Origin of the sequence: Cyanobium sp. CH-040 (assembly GCF_024346135.1) — a bacterium.
Taxonomy (GTDB): Bacteria; Cyanobacteriota; Cyanobacteriia; order PCC-6307; family Cyanobiaceae; genus NIES-981.
The window spans coordinates 43,694-57,450 of record NZ_JAGQCJ010000005.1; the positions used below are offsets into that span (position 1 = coordinate 43,694).

Annotated in this window: 16 protein-coding genes; 4 read left to right on the forward strand and 12 right to left on the reverse strand. The window is 71.1% G+C overall.

Features of this window, described 5'->3' with window-relative positions; genetic code table 11:
- Window positions 1–23 precede the first annotated feature (23 nt).
- Complete coding sequence (locus KBY90_RS06310; protein WP_254967658.1) at window positions 24–1,364, forward strand: cation:proton antiporter; 1,341 nt, start codon at window positions 24–26, stop codon at window positions 1,362–1,364.
- A gap of 313 nt (window positions 1,365–1,677) precedes the next feature.
- Here KBY90_RS06310 and KBY90_RS06315 read toward each other — a convergent pair whose 3' ends face one another.
- The 8 genes from KBY90_RS06315 to KBY90_RS06350 are packed head-to-tail and all read right to left on the reverse strand — an operon-like array spanning window position 1,678 to window position 7,036.
- Window positions 1,678–2,340, reverse strand: coding sequence for an MnhB domain-containing protein (locus tag KBY90_RS06315; protein WP_254967660.1), 663 nt, complete (start codon window positions 2,338–2,340; stop codon window positions 1,678–1,680).
- Window positions 2,337–2,885: a hydrogenase subunit MbhD domain-containing protein gene (locus KBY90_RS06320; RefSeq protein WP_254967661.1), complete on the reverse strand. Its 549-nt coding sequence runs from the start codon at window positions 2,883–2,885 to the stop codon at window positions 2,337–2,339. The genes KBY90_RS06315 and KBY90_RS06320 overlap by 4 nt, the downstream gene beginning before the upstream one ends.
- Window positions 2,882–3,202, reverse strand: coding sequence for a monovalent cation/H(+) antiporter subunit G (locus KBY90_RS06325; protein ID WP_254967662.1), 321 nt, complete (start codon window positions 3,200–3,202; stop codon window positions 2,882–2,884). Before KBY90_RS06325 ends, KBY90_RS06320 begins: the two co-directional genes overlap by 4 nt.
- Window positions 3,199–3,447, reverse strand: coding sequence for a hypothetical protein (locus KBY90_RS06330; RefSeq protein WP_254967663.1), 249 nt, complete (start codon window positions 3,445–3,447; stop codon window positions 3,199–3,201). Before KBY90_RS06330 ends, KBY90_RS06325 begins: the two co-directional genes overlap by 4 nt.
- Complete coding sequence (locus KBY90_RS06335) at window positions 3,444–3,851, reverse strand: Na+/H+ antiporter subunit E (RefSeq protein WP_254967664.1); 408 nt, start codon at window positions 3,849–3,851, stop codon at window positions 3,444–3,446. The genes KBY90_RS06330 and KBY90_RS06335 overlap by 4 nt, the downstream gene beginning before the upstream one ends.
- A complete protein-coding gene (locus KBY90_RS06340) occupies window positions 3,839–5,407 on the reverse strand; it encodes a proton-conducting transporter membrane subunit (RefSeq protein WP_254967665.1) in 1,569 nt (522 codons plus the stop codon). The genes KBY90_RS06335 and KBY90_RS06340 overlap by 13 nt, the downstream gene beginning before the upstream one ends.
- Window positions 5,407–5,814, reverse strand: a complete 408-nt coding sequence (locus tag KBY90_RS06345) for a cation:proton antiporter subunit C (RefSeq protein WP_254967666.1) — start codon at window positions 5,812–5,814, stop codon at window positions 5,407–5,409. The genes KBY90_RS06340 and KBY90_RS06345 overlap by 1 nt, the downstream gene beginning before the upstream one ends.
- A gap of 49 nt (window positions 5,815–5,863) precedes the next feature.
- A complete protein-coding gene (locus tag KBY90_RS06350; RefSeq protein WP_254967667.1) occupies window positions 5,864–7,036 on the reverse strand; it encodes an SAM-dependent methyltransferase in 1,173 nt (390 codons plus the stop codon).
- 96 nt (window positions 7,037–7,132) lie between these two features.
- Here KBY90_RS06350 and KBY90_RS06355 point away from each other — a divergent pair, with 96 nt between their 5' ends.
- Window positions 7,133–7,915 (forward strand): TPM domain-containing protein, encoded by a 783-nt coding sequence (locus KBY90_RS06355; protein WP_254967801.1) that lies wholly within the window; start codon window positions 7,133–7,135, stop codon window positions 7,913–7,915.
- Window positions 7,916–7,922: 7 nt separating this feature from the next.
- On the opposite strand, the gene KBY90_RS06360 is transcribed toward KBY90_RS06355, so the two are convergent.
- The 3 genes from KBY90_RS06360 to KBY90_RS06370 form a co-directional block, all read right to left on the reverse strand.
- Window positions 7,923–8,723, reverse strand: coding sequence for an endolysin (locus KBY90_RS06360; protein WP_254967668.1), 801 nt, complete (start codon window positions 8,721–8,723; stop codon window positions 7,923–7,925).
- 250 nt (window positions 8,724–8,973) lie between these two features.
- Entirely contained in the window at window positions 8,974–10,044 is a 1,071-nt protein-coding gene (locus tag KBY90_RS06365) for a hypothetical protein (protein ID WP_254967669.1), read from the reverse strand.
- Window positions 10,038–10,937: a TIGR04168 family protein gene (locus KBY90_RS06370; RefSeq protein ID WP_254967670.1), complete on the reverse strand. Its 900-nt coding sequence runs from the start codon at window positions 10,935–10,937 to the stop codon at window positions 10,038–10,040. The genes KBY90_RS06365 and KBY90_RS06370 overlap by 7 nt, the downstream gene beginning before the upstream one ends.
- A 46-nt stretch (window positions 10,938–10,983) precedes the next feature.
- On the opposite strand from KBY90_RS06370, the gene nadA reads away from it, so the two are divergent.
- Window positions 10,984–11,967, forward strand: coding sequence for a quinolinate synthase NadA (gene nadA, locus KBY90_RS06375; protein WP_396122547.1), 984 nt, complete (start codon window positions 10,984–10,986; stop codon window positions 11,965–11,967).
- Window positions 11,968–12,200: 233 nt separating this feature from the next.
- Window positions 12,201–13,034 carry an SDR family NAD(P)-dependent oxidoreductase gene (locus KBY90_RS06380; RefSeq protein ID WP_254967671.1) on the forward strand — a complete coding sequence of 278 codons (834 nt, stop codon included), beginning with the start codon at window positions 12,201–12,203 and terminating at the stop codon, window positions 13,032–13,034.
- Between the two features lie 87 nt (window positions 13,035–13,121).
- On the opposite strand, the gene KBY90_RS06385 is transcribed toward KBY90_RS06380, so the two are convergent.
- Window positions 13,122–13,658, reverse strand: coding sequence for a hypothetical protein (locus tag KBY90_RS06385; protein WP_254967672.1), 537 nt, complete (start codon window positions 13,656–13,658; stop codon window positions 13,122–13,124).
- Between the last annotated feature and the right edge of the window lie 99 nt (window positions 13,659–13,757).

Below are 13,757 nucleotides of genomic sequence, written 5' to 3' on the forward strand. Positions count from 1 at the left end.
CCCTCGCTGCATGGATCCCGTTGATGCTCCCCGTCCCCCCACTGCTGCTGGAGATCGGCAGTCATCAGCTGGAGGTGGCCGAAACCCTGATCGGAGTCGGCCGCTTCCTGGTGATCTTCGTGGCGGCCCGCGCCATCGCCGAGCTGATGGTGCGCCTGCAGCTGCCCACGATCCTGGGCGAACTCGTCGCCGGCGTGCTGATCGGCGCCTCCGGCCTGCATCTGGTGATGCCGCCCGATGCCCAGACCCAGCTCAGCGGCGCCGTGCTCAACCTGGTGGGCTCCCTGGCCGACGTGCCGGCGGAGACGGTCGTGGACGTCTACCGGGAAACCTTCCCCAGCCTGCAGGCGGTGTCGCAGCTCGGGCTCTTCGCCCTGCTGTTCCTGACGGGCCTGGAGAGCGAGCTCGATGAACTGGTGGCGGTGGGCCTGCAGGCCACCACGGTGGCCGTGACCGGGGTGGTGGTGCCCTTCGCCCTCGGCACCGCAGGCCTCTACTACCTCTTCCATGTGCCCCTGATTCCGGCGGTGTTCGCCGGGGCGGCCATGACCGCCACCTCGATCGGCATCACCGCCAGCGTGTTCGGCGAACTGCAGTGGCTGAAGCGCAAGGAGGGCCAGATCGTGATCGGCGCCGCGGTGCTCGACGACATCCTCGGCATCGTGATCCTGGCGGTGGTGGTGAGCCTGGCCGGCGGCGGAGCCTTCACCATCGGTCCGATCCTCAAGCTCTGCGCCGCCGCCGTGGTGTTCGTGGCGGCCGCCCTGTTCCTCAGCCGCACCGCCGCCCCGGCCTTCGACTGGGTTGTGGACCGTCTCAAGGCGCCCGGCGACGTGGCCGTGGCCAGCTTCGTGGTGCTCACGCTCAGCTGCTTCGCCGCCCAGGCCATCGGTCTGGAGGCCGCGCTCGGCGCCTTCGCCGCCGGCCTGATCCTCAGCGCCTCCAAGCACACCCACGACATCGACACGGCGGTGAAGCCGCTGGTGGCCCTGTTCGCCACGGTGTTCTTCGTGCTGATCGGCACCGGCATGGATCTGTCGGTGCTCAACCCCTTCGATCCCGCCAACCGGGAGGGGCTGATCGTGGCGGTGTTCCTGCTGGTGGTGGCGGTGGCCGGCAAGGTGTCGGCGGGCTGGACCTACACCAGCAAGGAGCCCACCAACCGCCTGGTGGTGGGCCTGGGGATGATGCCCCGCGGCGAGGTGGGTCTGATCTTCCTGGGCCTCGGCACCCAGGCCGGCATCCTCACCCCCGCCCTGGAGGCGGCCATCCTGCTGATGGTGATCGGCACCACCTTCCTGGCGCCGATCCTGCTGCGTCTGGTGATCGGCAACCGCCAGGAGCTCGCCCCCCAGGCCTCCTGAGCAACGCAGGCCTCCTGGAGCAAGCCAGGTCTGCTGAGCAAACGAGAACGCGCCCTCAGGCTCCCCGCAAGGGGAACCCCGGGGGCGCTCTTTTCATGCCCACGGGCGCCTTGTCGTGATCGGCGGCAGGGATCGCTTCAGCCACTGGGCCAGCAGGACAGGCGGCCGGATGGATGCGCCTGGCGCCATGGGCACGACGGGATCCCGGCTGCCGGGAGATGGTGCCCGAGAGGGAGGCCACGAGGGCAGGCTCGCGGTCATCGAGCAACTCTTCCCGTGCCGCCTCAGCGCAGGGATCAGCGGGGAACCGAGCTCAGAACAGGCCCCGGTACCGCACCAGCAGCTGCACCATCGCCCAGGAGCCCAGGGTGACCTTCACCGCCACCAGCATGTTCAGCAGGGGGATCCAGCCACCGCTGGCGATCGCCCCGTAGCGGCCCTGCATCGCCGGACCCAGGCCTTCGAGGCTGAGGAAGGCCAGCAGCAGGAACAGCACCACCGCGCCCTTCTCCCAGAGGTCGGCGCGGTAGCGGTTGTAGAAGCGGTCCACCATGCGCAGCGAGCCGCTGATCAGCAGCAGGCCGATGGCCGTGCCGCCCGCCACCCCCGCCGCGAAGCCGCCGCCCGGGGAGAGATGGCCGCGCAGGGCCAGTTCCACCGCCACCAGGGCGCACACCGTGGCGCCCAGCTGGCAGAGCACCACGGAAGGGGCGTCCTGAACGACGAGGATGCGGCGCTGCAGGGGGTCACCGCTGAAGATCCAGCGCACGCCGATCGAGGCCAGGGTGAACACCACCACCTCAGCCACCGTGTCGTAGAGGCGGGTGTAGAGGATCACGGTGGACACCAGATTGGGCACCCGCCCGGCCTCCAGCAGCGCATCCACGGTGCCGCCGACGTCGGGGAGGGTCGGCAGTGCCACGGTGAGGGGAATCAGGAACAGCAGCAGCGCCGCCGGGGCGTAGACGTATCTCACACCCCCGCCTCCTGGATCGGCGCGGACGCGGCCGGCAGCAGCTGCAGGACGTCCAGCAGGTCGCCCCAGCCGCCCTGGCGGGGCAGGGCGGCGAGGCGCTGCAGCAGCCGGGGGCTGTGGAGACGCACCTGCAGCACGGCCGCATCGGGCTGCCACTCGAGCAGTCCGTGGAGGCCCTGCAGCTCCACGTCCTGCACCAGTTCCAGCCGCAGGCTGAGCTGATCAAGCCAGCCCTCCAGCTGGCGCCGGCGCTCGGAGGGCAGCGGCGGGCTGCCGGCGGGCCAGGCGAGACGCAGCACCATCGAGGAGCGCAGGGCCACCGCGTAGAGGGTGGTCGAGAGCAGCGTGCCCACCAGGGCCTCGGTGAGAGCCACGTCGGCCGCCCCCAGCAGGGCGTAGATCAGAGCGGCCACGGCGCCCAGGATGCCGCGCAGCACCAGGGTCTGGTAGGGGTTCGACTGCGCCACCACCAGGATCGCCGTGAGCGGCAGCAGGGCCGTGATCGGCAGCAGCAGGGGCAGGTCGGTGGCGAGGGTGCTGGTCATGGGGCGGGAGGGAAGCGGCGGGCCGCCTGGGAACAGGCCGCCAGCACGTAGCCGAAGATCGTGTTCCACACCACCAGCGACAGCAGCGCCAGCAGCAGCAGCGGCCATTCGCGCTGGAAGCGCAGCAGGAGGCCGAGCAGCATCAGCGCCGAGCCGAGGGTGTCGGAGATCCCCAGGTAGTGGAGCTTGGTGAGGTAGCTGCCGCGACCGAGCAGGGGCCAGCTGCCGGCGATCCAGAACACCAGCCCGAGCAGCAGCAGCAGCGCACTGGCGATCTGGGCGAGCCCGGAGAAGCCGGCGGCAAGGGCGGGGATCATCGCTCCACCCCCTGCAGCAGGTTGGCCAGGAGCATCACCGAGCCGTTGCCGACGCTGAGGACGATCACCCCCACCAGACCCACCATCCAGTCGTCACGCACCACCGACACCACCAGCATCACCATCCCCACCTTGGTGGACACGCTGGCGAAGGCCGCCAGGCGGTGCCACACGTCGGTGCGGCGGCACACCACCAGGATCTCCAGCAGCACCGCCAGCACCATCCCGAACAGCAGCCCGCTCATCGCCGGTCCTCCTCGAAAACCAGGTGGTGCACGCGGTAGCTGCGGCCGCCGTCGTCGAGCCCCAGGGCGATCGTGAACGGCGTGAGGGTGATGCGGAACACATCCAGGAACACCAGCACGCTGGAGGGACGGCCGCTGGGCAGCACCGGCTCGTCGTGCAGCACGCTCTCCTCCAGCTTGCGATGCAGCAGCAGCTGCACCGCCTCGCCGTAGGCCTGGGGCACGGCCGCCAGGCTGGCGGCGAGGGCACGCCAGAGCTGCGCCGGTGTGAGCGAGCGCACGCGCCTGGGGAGCGGCAGTGCCAGGGACACCGCCAGCCCGATGACCACATTGAGCTCATCGGGGTCGGCGGTGAGCAGCAACCAGATCAGCATGCGCAGGGCGATCAGGATCAACCGAGACATGGGGCCTCCGCTGCGAGCAGTTCGGCGCTGAGGGGCTGCAGGCGCAGCAGCAGCAGCTGCAGACCGGCCCCCACCACCGCCAGGGCACCGAGCAGGTCGACCAGGCGCTCGAGGTTGGGCAGCCGCAGCCGCTGGCGGAGCCCGAGGGCTGTCATCGGGCTGGCCAGAGCGCGCCGCAGGGCCTCCACCCCGGCCCCGGCGGCGAGCACCGCCAGCCCCTTGCCCAGGGCCGCGGGGCCGGGGAACGGCGAGCCACCGGGGAGCCACGGCGCCAGCAGGCCCACCAGCAGCAGCAGCAGGGCGAGCAGCAGCCCCCCCGGCGCCTGCACCTGCCGGCCGGCGCCCAGGGGCAGCCAGCAGATGCGGGCGTAGACCGCCGCCGTGCCCACCATCAGCAGGGGCAGCAGCCAGCCCAGCAGATGCAGCGGCAGACCGGGGATGCCGGTGGGCGGCAGCACTTCCAGGGCGGCCTTGGTGTAGTAGCCCAGCAGCGGCGGCGCCCCGGCGATCGAGAGGGCACCCACCAGCAGGGGCAGCCCCAGGGCCGGCACCAGGGGGTGACGGCCCCAGAGCGAGAGATCGCGGCTGGGCACCTTGCCGGCCACCAGGAAGAGGGCGCCCTTGGCGACGCCATGGCCGAGCACGAACAGTCCGCCGGCGGCGGGATTGAGCAGGGCGAAGCCCATCTGGGAGAGGGTGCTCCAGGCCAGCAGGCGCTTGAGATCACCATCGCCGAGGGCATAGACCTGGCCCAGCAGCACACTGGCCAGGCCCACCCATGTGAACACCGGTTGCTGGGCAGGCAGCAGCAGCGCCAGGCGCAGCAGCGGGCAGATCCCGCCGGCCACCACCACCCCGGAGAGCAGGGCCGACACCGGGGCCGGAGCCTCGGCATGGGTCTGGGGCAGCCAGAGGCCGCTGAGGAACAGGCCGGCCTTGGTGAGCAGGCCCAGCATCACCAGGGCCAGACCCACCGCCAGGGTGGTGCTGCCCGGAGGCAGCTGCTGCAGCGACTGCAGCCGGAAACTGCCCGTATAGAGATAGAGGAGCCCGGTGCCGATCAGGAACAGCGTCATCACGCCGTTGCCCACCAGCAGGTAGCGCAGGGCGACCCAGAGCTGGCGGGGTTCCCGGCTCTGCAGGATGAGCAGAAAGGCGGTGATGCCCACCACCTCGAGCGCCACGTAGAGGCTCACCAGATCGGTGGCCAGGAAGGCGGAGTTGAGGCCCCCCAGCAGCACCATCAGCAGCAGCAGGAAGGGGCCCGGCGGCGGCTGGCGCCAGCTGTCCACCAGCACGCCCAGCACCACCAGGCCGTTGAGCAGCAGAAACGGGGCCGCCACGCCGTCGAGCTGCAGCTGCACCCCCAGGCTGCCGATCAGCTCGAACAGCACCTGGCGGCCGGGTTGGCTGGCCCAGACGCCCCAGGCCAGGGTGGTGAGCACGCACACCAGGGCCAGGGGGCGGGCCAGGCGGGGCAGCAGGGCGGCGCTGAACGCGGCCAGAAAGGGGAGCAGCAGCCAGGCGATCGCCAGGGTGAGGGCTGTGATCGCCATCAGGAGCGGCGCCCGGACGAAGCCGGCACGGATGACTCGAGCAGCAGCCGCTCGAAGCTGGTGGTCTCGAGCAGGGGATCGAGACGCGACAGGCGGGCGATGGTGACCAGCAGCAGAGCCTGGATGGACAGGCCGATGACGATGGCGGTGAGGATCACGGCCTGGGGGATGGGGTCGGCCCAGGCCAGATCGGGCGAGGCGGCGCGGATCAGTTCGTCGCGGTCGAGGATCGGCGTGCGCAGGCCGCTGCGCGAGGCCACCAGCACGAACAGCGAGATGGCGCCGGTGCCCATCACATCCAGGGCCAGGGCGCGCAGGAACAGGTTCTGGCGCCAGATCAGCCCCAGGAAGCCAACCAGGGCCGTGAGCAGCACCAGCACCTCCAGCAGTCGGAAGGGGTCGGGCACGTCGGGGTGAGGAAGCGCCGAACCATAGCCGCGCCCACTGGCCGTTGGGTCAGAAGGGGGCGCTGGGATCGCGCAGGAAGCGGGGCACCCCCGGGGCGGTGCCGCGGGCGAAGGCCAGCCAGCGGAAATCGCCCAGGGCGTGGGGGTCCACCAGGCGCAGCAGCGCCTCCCGGCGGGCCAGGGCCTGGGCCAGCGCAGCGCCGGGGAGCTGCTGCAGCCCGTGGAGTCGCTCGGCCAGCCCCAGGGCGAGCAGGGCCTGGCCCTGGCGGCAGTGGCCCAGGGGCCGCCAGCCGCTGGCCCCGGCCTCCCGCTCCAGACTGTCGATGCAGAGGTGGGCGGTGAGATCCCAGCTGCCGGGCTGCTGCAGGGGATCGCCGCTGGCCTGCTGGTGGCGGTAGGCCATCAGCGTGCCCTGGGCCCGGGCCGGGGCGTAGTAGCGGCTGGCCTCGAGGGCGTAGTCGATCACCAGCAGCCAGCCGTCGCCGAGGGCGGCTGCCGCCTGCTGCAGCCAGGGGGCCAGGCCCGGATGCAGCTCGGTGGTCCAGCCCGGCCCGAGCCGCGGACCGGGCGGGTCGAGGCCGAGGCCGGCGAGCGCAGGACGCAGGCCGGCCTCCAGGCGCTCCCCGGGCTGCAGACGCAGCAGCGCTTCGCCGCCGTCACTGCCGCCCGCCAGCACCACCCGCTGGCGCCGCCAGTCCTCCCCGTCCCAGCAGATCCGCTCCACCGGCAGGGCGTCGAGCACCTCATGGGCCAGCAGCACCCCGCGCACCGGAGCGGCGGCCAGCTCGGCGAAGCCGCTCCAGCGGCAGGGCAGCGGACAGGCGGCCAGGCGTTGGCGCTGGCGGGCCGCCATGCCCGGGTTGGGCTCCACCAGCACCAGCTCGCAGCGGGCGGCCAGGTCGGGCCAGCCCGCCGCCAGGGCCGCCGCCAGATCGGCCGCCAGGCTGCCCTCGCCGGGCCCGGCTTCCACCAGCGCCAGCGGGCCGGGAGCGGTGGCCGCCAGCTCGCTCAGCCACTCGGCCAGCTGGGACGCCAGCAGGGCCGCGAAGTCGGCGCCCAGGGAGGGGGCTGTGGCGAAGTCCCCCCGCGGGCCGATCCGCAGCCGCCCGGAGCCGTAGGCGCCGTGGTCCGGGTCGTGCAGCACCCAGTCCATGTAGGTGGAGAAGGGCACGGCGCCGCCGGCGGCCGCCAGGCGCCGTTGCAACCAGCCGGGAACGGTCACGACGCAGGGGCCAGCTCAGGGAGAATGCATCCTCTCCGGAGCAGGTGCATGGGTGGGTTGGCGGCCGCTTGGGCGGCAAGGGTGTCGGCGGTGCTGATGCCGGCGGCGCTTGCGGTTCTGCTGGCCCTGGGCGGCTGGGCCGGCCCGGCCCTGGCCGCCGACAACCCGGAACTGCTGCCCGATCACCCCACCCCCGTGATCGACCTGGCCCGGGCCTTCACCGACGCCCAGCGCACGGAGCTGGAACACCACCTCAGCGCCGTGGAGGCCGAGAGCGGCTGGAAGCTGCGGGTGCTCACCCAGTACGAGCGCACCCCGGGGCTGGCGGTGAAGGACTTCTGGAACCTGGACGAGCGCTCGCTGCTGCTGGTGGCCGATCCCCGCGGCGGCAACCTGCTCAACTTCAACGTGGGCGACGCTCTGTTCGCACTGATGCCCCGCACCTACTGGGTGGAGCTGCAGACCCGCTTCGGCAACCAGTACTACGTGCGCGACCACGGCGAGGACGGCGCCATCATCGACGCGCTGGGCGCGGTGGAGACCTGCCTGGAGCGGGGCGGCTGCCAGGTGGTGCCGGGCCTGCCCCAGGAGCAGTGGGTGCTCACCCTGGCCACCTCGATCCTGGGGGGCCTGATCGTGGGCTTCGCCGCCTACCCCCGCCAGCCCGGCCGCAGCGTGGAGTGGGCCTGGGTGCTCCTGCTCTCACCCCTGTGGGTGATCCTGTTCGGGGTGTTCGGCGTGGCGCCGATCGTGACCCGCACCAGCGACGTGCTGCCGCTGCTGCGCAATGCCCTGGGATTCGCCGGGGCGATCGCCGCCGCCTACCTGATCGCCCAGAACACGGTGGGGCGCACCAGGGTCAGCGGCGGCGAGAGCTGAGCGGCGCTCAGCTGCGGCCCAGCTCGCCGGCGCGGGAGCGGGGGCCGACGCTGTCGAGGGCCTCAAGACGGCAGCGCAGGGAACTGGCGGGGGCGCAGGCCGGCTCCTGCTCGGCCCTGGTGGCGGTCTCGGCCCTGGCGGCGGCCGCCAGCAGGGCCGCCTCCTGGCGGGCACGGGCCTGAGCCCGCAGCTGCTGGAGGTTGGCCTCATAGAAGCGGCGCAGCTCGTCGTAGCGCTTCACGGGCTGGCCGTAGAAGCTGCGGCCGGCCAGGGTGGGGAAGGAGGCCCACTCCGGCGCCAGGCGGTTGGCCAGTTCGGGGGTGAACTCACCGCGATCGGCGAGGGCCAGGGCGCCACGGCGCTGCACCAGGTAGATGGCCGCCTGATCCTGCACCTGGGGACCGAAGGCGTCGGGGCCGTGGGTGCGGAAGCCGAGGGAGCGGCTGACCATCGCCCAGGTGGGCGGCATGAACTGGTAGGCCCCGGCGGCGGCGCTGGCGTAGCGGGCGCTGCGCACCACCCGGTCGGGGTGCCGGTCGAGGGAGGGCATCAGGCCGCCCCCGAACATGATCCAGTAGCCGCGGTCATCACCGTTGGCCCAGGTGCCCTCCGCGTAACGGATGGTGTTGAGCAGGGCCCGGCGCTCCGGCGTGATCGCGAAGATGCGGGGAGCAGGAGGCGGCAGAGGCACCGACAACGCCACGGACACCCCGGAGGGATCGTCCACCTGCTGGGAGCTGGGCATCGCGTAGCCGGGTGCGGCCACCTGGGTGGCCGAGGCGGCGGGCGCCAGGGCGAGCGCGGACACCGGGGAGGCGCCGATCAGGCCGAGGATTGCTGTTGCTTTGGCGAAGTGAACCAAACCTGACAACAAAAAGGTTGCGCAGCAATTTGCCTAAAGGACACCGCGGCCGAGATTGGATATGTGCCAATCGAACAAGCGTCCACTCGTATCAACAATCACGCCGAACGGTTGAAATCACCGCCACCACAAGAAAGTGAGCTCTCAGCACAACAGAAACGCCGATCAGGGGCGGTGGACTGATCGAATCTGCTGATCACTCCAGATCCGACCCCAGGGCCACGATCGCCTCGGCCGCCTGGCGTGCCCCGTCGCCGGGCAGCGGTCCCTCCTTGGGATCGAGAAGCGGACGGTGCAGTTCCCAGTCGCCGCAGCGCATCTGGGCCTGGCTGAGCAGCCGGTGGCGGCCGTGGCGCTGCAGCTCGCGCTCCAGCACCGGCGCCTCGGCGAAGCCCCGCCGCTGCACCAGGTGAGTGCCCACCCCGTAGCGCATGGCCTCGCAGAAGCTGCTGTAGCCGGGCTTGGTGATCAGCCGGCCGCAGTGGCCCATCAGCTCCAGGGGGCGCACCGCCGCCGGCAGCACCCGCCCGTTGGCCGCCTGGCCCAGCACCGGGTCGTGCCCCACGAACACATGATCGGGCCAGCGCGCCAGCAGCCCCGGGTCCAGGGGCAGCCCCAGCCCGCCGAAGCTGATCAGCACGTTGCGATCCCGCTCGGGATGCAGAGCCAGCTCCCGGGCCAGGGCGGCCCCGTCGAGGCGCGGCTCGCCGGCCGTGAGTCCGATGCGGAGTTCCGGCACCCCCCAGGGCATCGGCAGCGAGAGCGGGCAGTGCAGCAGCAGCCGGCCGTGGCCGTAGAGGCTGCGGCTGCGCTGCACCCAGGGGGCGAAGGAGGCGCCGAAGGGTGCGTAGATGGCATCCCAGCCGAAGCTGGCCAGCCAGATCAGCGGCGCCCCGAGGCCCTCGGCCAGCAGCGCCGCCGCGGGGGGCACGTCAGCCAGCACAAGCACCGGCCCCTGCTGGGAACGCAGCCAGGCCAGCTCGCGCTCCAGCTGGGCGGGCAGGGCGTGCTGCAGATCCTCCAGGGCCGCGAGGGTGGCCGCGGGATCACAGCCGAGGGCGTCGGCCTGCACCACCCCCACGTCCCAGCGGCAGGGGCGCTGGTGGTATGGCACCGGCCCGAAGGCCGTGGCCAGGAAGGGGGGCGGCAGGGCGGTGGAGAGCACCAGGCGCCAGTGGGGCCGCAGCCGGTGCAGGGCCGTGAGCACGGCGGCGGTGCGGGAGCCATGGCCATAGCCATGGCTGCTGATGCAGGCGAGGATCAGCACGGCAGGGGCAGCTCCGAGGCGGACGGGCGCGGACGGTCGTCGCAGTGCAGGCGCTCCATATAAAGGAGACGGCCATCCAGTCCGAACCAGCGGTGGCTGGCGCTCAGCACCCGGGGGCGCCATGGGTCGGACACCTCCAGCTCCACCCAGCTGAAGTGGCGCAGGTCGCGGCCGGCGGCGTCGACGCCGTGGCGGGGCACGCTGGCCGCGTTCAGGTACACCGTGCCGCTGCGGTCCACGCAGAGGCTGCGGCGCACGCCGAGGCCCCGCCGCAGCTGGTGGTGCATGTGGCCGAACACCACCAGCGGCAGCGGGCGCAGGGCCTGGATCCGGCGGATGGCCACGGCCAGGTCCTGGTCGCCCCAGTCGCAGGCGGGCTTCTTCCAGTCGCGGCCGCAGGGATCGGCGGCGGTGCTGCCCAGGCCGGCGGGGCCGCAGTGGGCCAGCACCACCAGCGGCAGGGCCGGATCGGCGCGGAGCGCCGCCGCCGTGATCCGCTCCGCCGACTCCTCGAGGCTGAGCGGTCCGAACGCCGCCTGCACCGCCCGCGAGAGGTGGAAGCCACCACCGGCGGTGCCGGGCCGGGCGCCCACCACCGCCAGGCCGGGGGGCCGCAGTTCCCTCAGCCCCCAGCCGCAGTGGATCTCGCCCAGCGCATCGATCTGGCGCCGCAGGGTGCGGCCGGAGGGATCGCGGCCGGCGTCGTGGTTGCCGAGGATGCAGGCGGTGGGCAAGTCCTGGCGCCGCAGCAGGGCCGGAATGCGCGGCTGGCCGTCGCTGAGATCGCCCACCACCAGCAGGGCATCGGGGGCGACGCGCGCCAGCACGGCGGCATCGCTCCCATCCCAGGCGCCGTGCGGATCTCCCACCACCGCCAGGCGCTGGACCGTCATGCACCCCTGCCTAGGCTTGCTCATCCTGCCCCGTTGAGGACCGCGGTTGGTTTTCGCAGCCATCCAGAACACAGGCACCGGCAGCGTCGCCAGCCCGCCCCGCCATCCCCAGGATCTGCGCGCCGACATCGAGCGGCTGCGGCGCGAGCGCAACGCCGTGATCCTGGCGCACTACTACCAGGACGACGCCATCCAGGACGTGGCGGATTTCATCGGCGACTCCCTGGAGCTGGCCCGCAAGGCGGCCAGCACCGACGCCGACGTGATCGTGTTCTGCGGCGTGCACTTCATGGCCGAGACGGCCAAGATCCTCAACCCCACCAAGACGGTGCTGCTGCCGGACCTGGCGGCCGGCTGCTCCCTGGCCGACGCCTGCCCCGCCGACGCCTTCGCGGCGTTCCGGGCCGAGCATCCCGAGCACATCGCCGTGAGCTACATCAACTGCTCGGCGGCGGTGAAGGCCCACAGCGACCTGATCTGCACCAGCAGCAACGCCGTGGATCTGGTGAAGCAGCTGCCGGCCGACCGGCCGATCCTGTTCGGCCCCGACGAAAACCTGGGCCGCTGGGTGCAGGCCCAGAGCGGCCGCGAGCTCACCCTCTGGCCCGGCAGCTGCCAGGTGCACGTGGCCTTCAGCGAGCAGGCGCTGCTGCAGCTGAAGCTGGAGCACCCGGAGGCCGAGGTGCTGGCCCACCCGGAGTGCCAGCAGCACCTCCTCGATCTGGCCGACTTCATCGGCTCCACCAGCAAGCTGCTGCACCGGGCCGAGGCGAGCCCGGCCCAGAGCTTCATCGTGCTCACCGAGCCGGGGATCCTGCACCAGATGCGCCTGAAGGTGCCGGGCAAGCCGTTCTTCGAGGTGCCCGGCGCCGATGGCTGCAGCTGCAACGCCTGCCCCTACATGCGCCTGAACACCCTGGAGAAGCTGTGGCTGTGCCTGCGGGACATGGCCCCGGCGATCGAGATGGACGAGGCGCTGCGCCAGCGGGCGCTGGCGCCGATCCAGCGGATGCTGGAGATGAGCCGCTGACAGCCCGGCAGATGGGCGAAGCGGCATGTGACGAAGTCATGCGATGCGGGAGGCGGTAGCCCTCGCCGCCAAGACACCTTTAGATTTCCTTTAGAAACTCCCGAGATGGGGTTCGCCAGGAGGTCACATGGGGTTGTCCGGTCTGCCGACGCTTCTCGCCCTGGCGGGTCTGGCGGGTCTGGTGGGGCTCACGGTGATCGAGGTGGCCCTGGGCGTGGGCGTGCTCTGAAGTCATGGAGAACGGAGAGGTGAGCGAGCCAACGCTGGGCGATCCAGCGGTGCACCTGCCGCCAGGGGTGATCGTGGTGACGGGTGCCAGCCGGGGGCTGGGGCGCGACCTGGTGGACCTGCTGCTGGCCGAGGGACGCGAGGTGATCGCGGTGGTGCGGCGGCCGGGCCTGGTGGAGGCGATGGGGAACGGCGCAGACCTGAGCGAGGTGGTGGCCGATCTGAGCACGCCGCGCGGCATCGAGGCCGCCATCAGCGCCATGCGGGAGGCCCTGGACGCGAAGCCCCTGGCCGCCCTGGTGAATGGCGCCGGCGCCGTGACGCCGCTGGGCCCCCTGGCCGATCACGGCTGTGAGGCGATGCTCGACGCCTTCACCTTGATGGCGGTGGCACCGGCACGCCTGGCGACGGGCCTGGCCCCGCTGATGGTGAACGGCGGCCGGGTGCTGAATCTCTCCACCCGTTCCGCGCACGAGAGCTTCCCGGGCCTGTCCCTCTACTGCATGAGCAAGCACGCCTTGCACGCGATCAGCAAGAGCCTGCGGCTGGAGTTGCCGGTCACGCTGGCGGTGGGCGAACTCATCCCTGGCGAAGTGGACACCGGGATGCAGGCCGATCTGCGAGCGCCTGATCCGGAGGGCTTTCCCCTCGCCACGTTCTTCCGGCAGAACCAAGCGAATCTGATCCCGTGCGCCCTGGCGGCCCGGTTCATCACCTGGGTGCTCACCGGCACCGGCAGGGACGACTTCAGCCGCACCGAGCCCTGGTTCATCTACGACACCAGCAGCCACCGCCACTGGCTGCCGGCTGGGGTGGAGTTTGGCTACTCCGCTCCCTGAAATGCAGCTGCAGCTGCGTGGTCGACACCACTGAAGCGATCCTGCACCTCAGGCTGATGGCACGATCCTGTGGCACCGAACAAGGCATCAGCCGCACTTTGGTAGGAATGATGTGCTGTACTCCTGATCCCAGTAGTAGGTCACCCATACCGCCTCGCCAGACGGAAGCACACGGCCCTCGAGTTTTATATCACTGGGGCCAGCCACAAAGTCCACTCCATGGGCGATGAACTCCGCCACGACATCCGGAGAGTCTCGAAACCCATCCGGTAAAGTCGGCCTGCTTGCATCAATGGCCGCTGCCTGATTGATGCGCTGGATTAAAATGCAAGGAGAGCCATCGACATCCTCAGACTGCGGATCCGGCTCAAGACTCAGCACCACGTTGACATTGCGCTCGGGAAGAATGAAGATGAACTCCCAGGACAGCGAGCAGCCCTTCTCGTTTAGATCAAGGCCACTCGCAATGAACGTCAATCTCGCCTGTCGATCCATTGCCTTGACGATCGGAGCAGCAGTAGCCCATGCCTGATGGGCAGTCATGACACCACAAAGCTCAGGGAGCACTCGCTTGGTGCCGGAAGGGGCAAGGGGCCTTTGAATGAATCGGTCGAAGAGCTTCATGGAGACCTCGTTCAGTAGCTAACGCCCCAGATCAGAAGCGGGCCTGAGTATAGGCGACAAATGAGCCTTGCCGCTCCCGTCTTCTGAATCTTGATGTTA

Bases quoted from the DNA above. Each gene is read 5' to 3' on its own strand.
- KBY90_RS06310 (WP_254967658.1), top strand. From the start codon at position 24: ATGCTCCCCGTCCCCCCACTGCTGCTGGAGATCGGCAGTCATCAGCTG.
- KBY90_RS06320 (WP_254967661.1), bottom strand. From the start codon at position 2,885: ATGACCAGCACCCTCGCCACCGACCTGCCCCTGCTGCTGCCGATCACG.
- KBY90_RS06325 (WP_254967662.1), bottom strand. From the start codon at position 3,202: ATGATCCCCGCCCTTGCCGCCGGCTTCTCCGGGCTCGCCCAGATCGCC.
- KBY90_RS06330 (WP_254967663.1), bottom strand. From the start codon at position 3,447: ATGAGCGGGCTGCTGTTCGGGATGGTGCTGGCGGTGCTGCTGGAGATC.
- KBY90_RS06335 (WP_254967664.1), bottom strand. From the start codon at position 3,851: ATGTCTCGGTTGATCCTGATCGCCCTGCGCATGCTGATCTGGTTGCTG.
- KBY90_RS06340 (WP_254967665.1), bottom strand. From the start codon at position 5,407: ATGGCGATCACAGCCCTCACCCTGGCGATCGCCTGGCTGCTGCTCCCC.
- KBY90_RS06355 (WP_254967801.1), top strand. From the start codon at position 7,133: ATGCCGGCGGCGCTTGCGGTTCTGCTGGCCCTGGGCGGCTGGGCCGGC.
- KBY90_RS06370 (WP_254967670.1), bottom strand. From the start codon at position 10,937: ATGACGGTCCAGCGCCTGGCGGTGGTGGGAGATCCGCACGGCGCCTGG.
- KBY90_RS06380 (WP_254967671.1), top strand. From the start codon at position 12,201: ATGGAGAACGGAGAGGTGAGCGAGCCAACGCTGGGCGATCCAGCGGTG.
- KBY90_RS06385 (WP_254967672.1), bottom strand. From the start codon at position 13,658: ATGAAGCTCTTCGACCGATTCATTCAAAGGCCCCTTGCCCCTTCCGGC.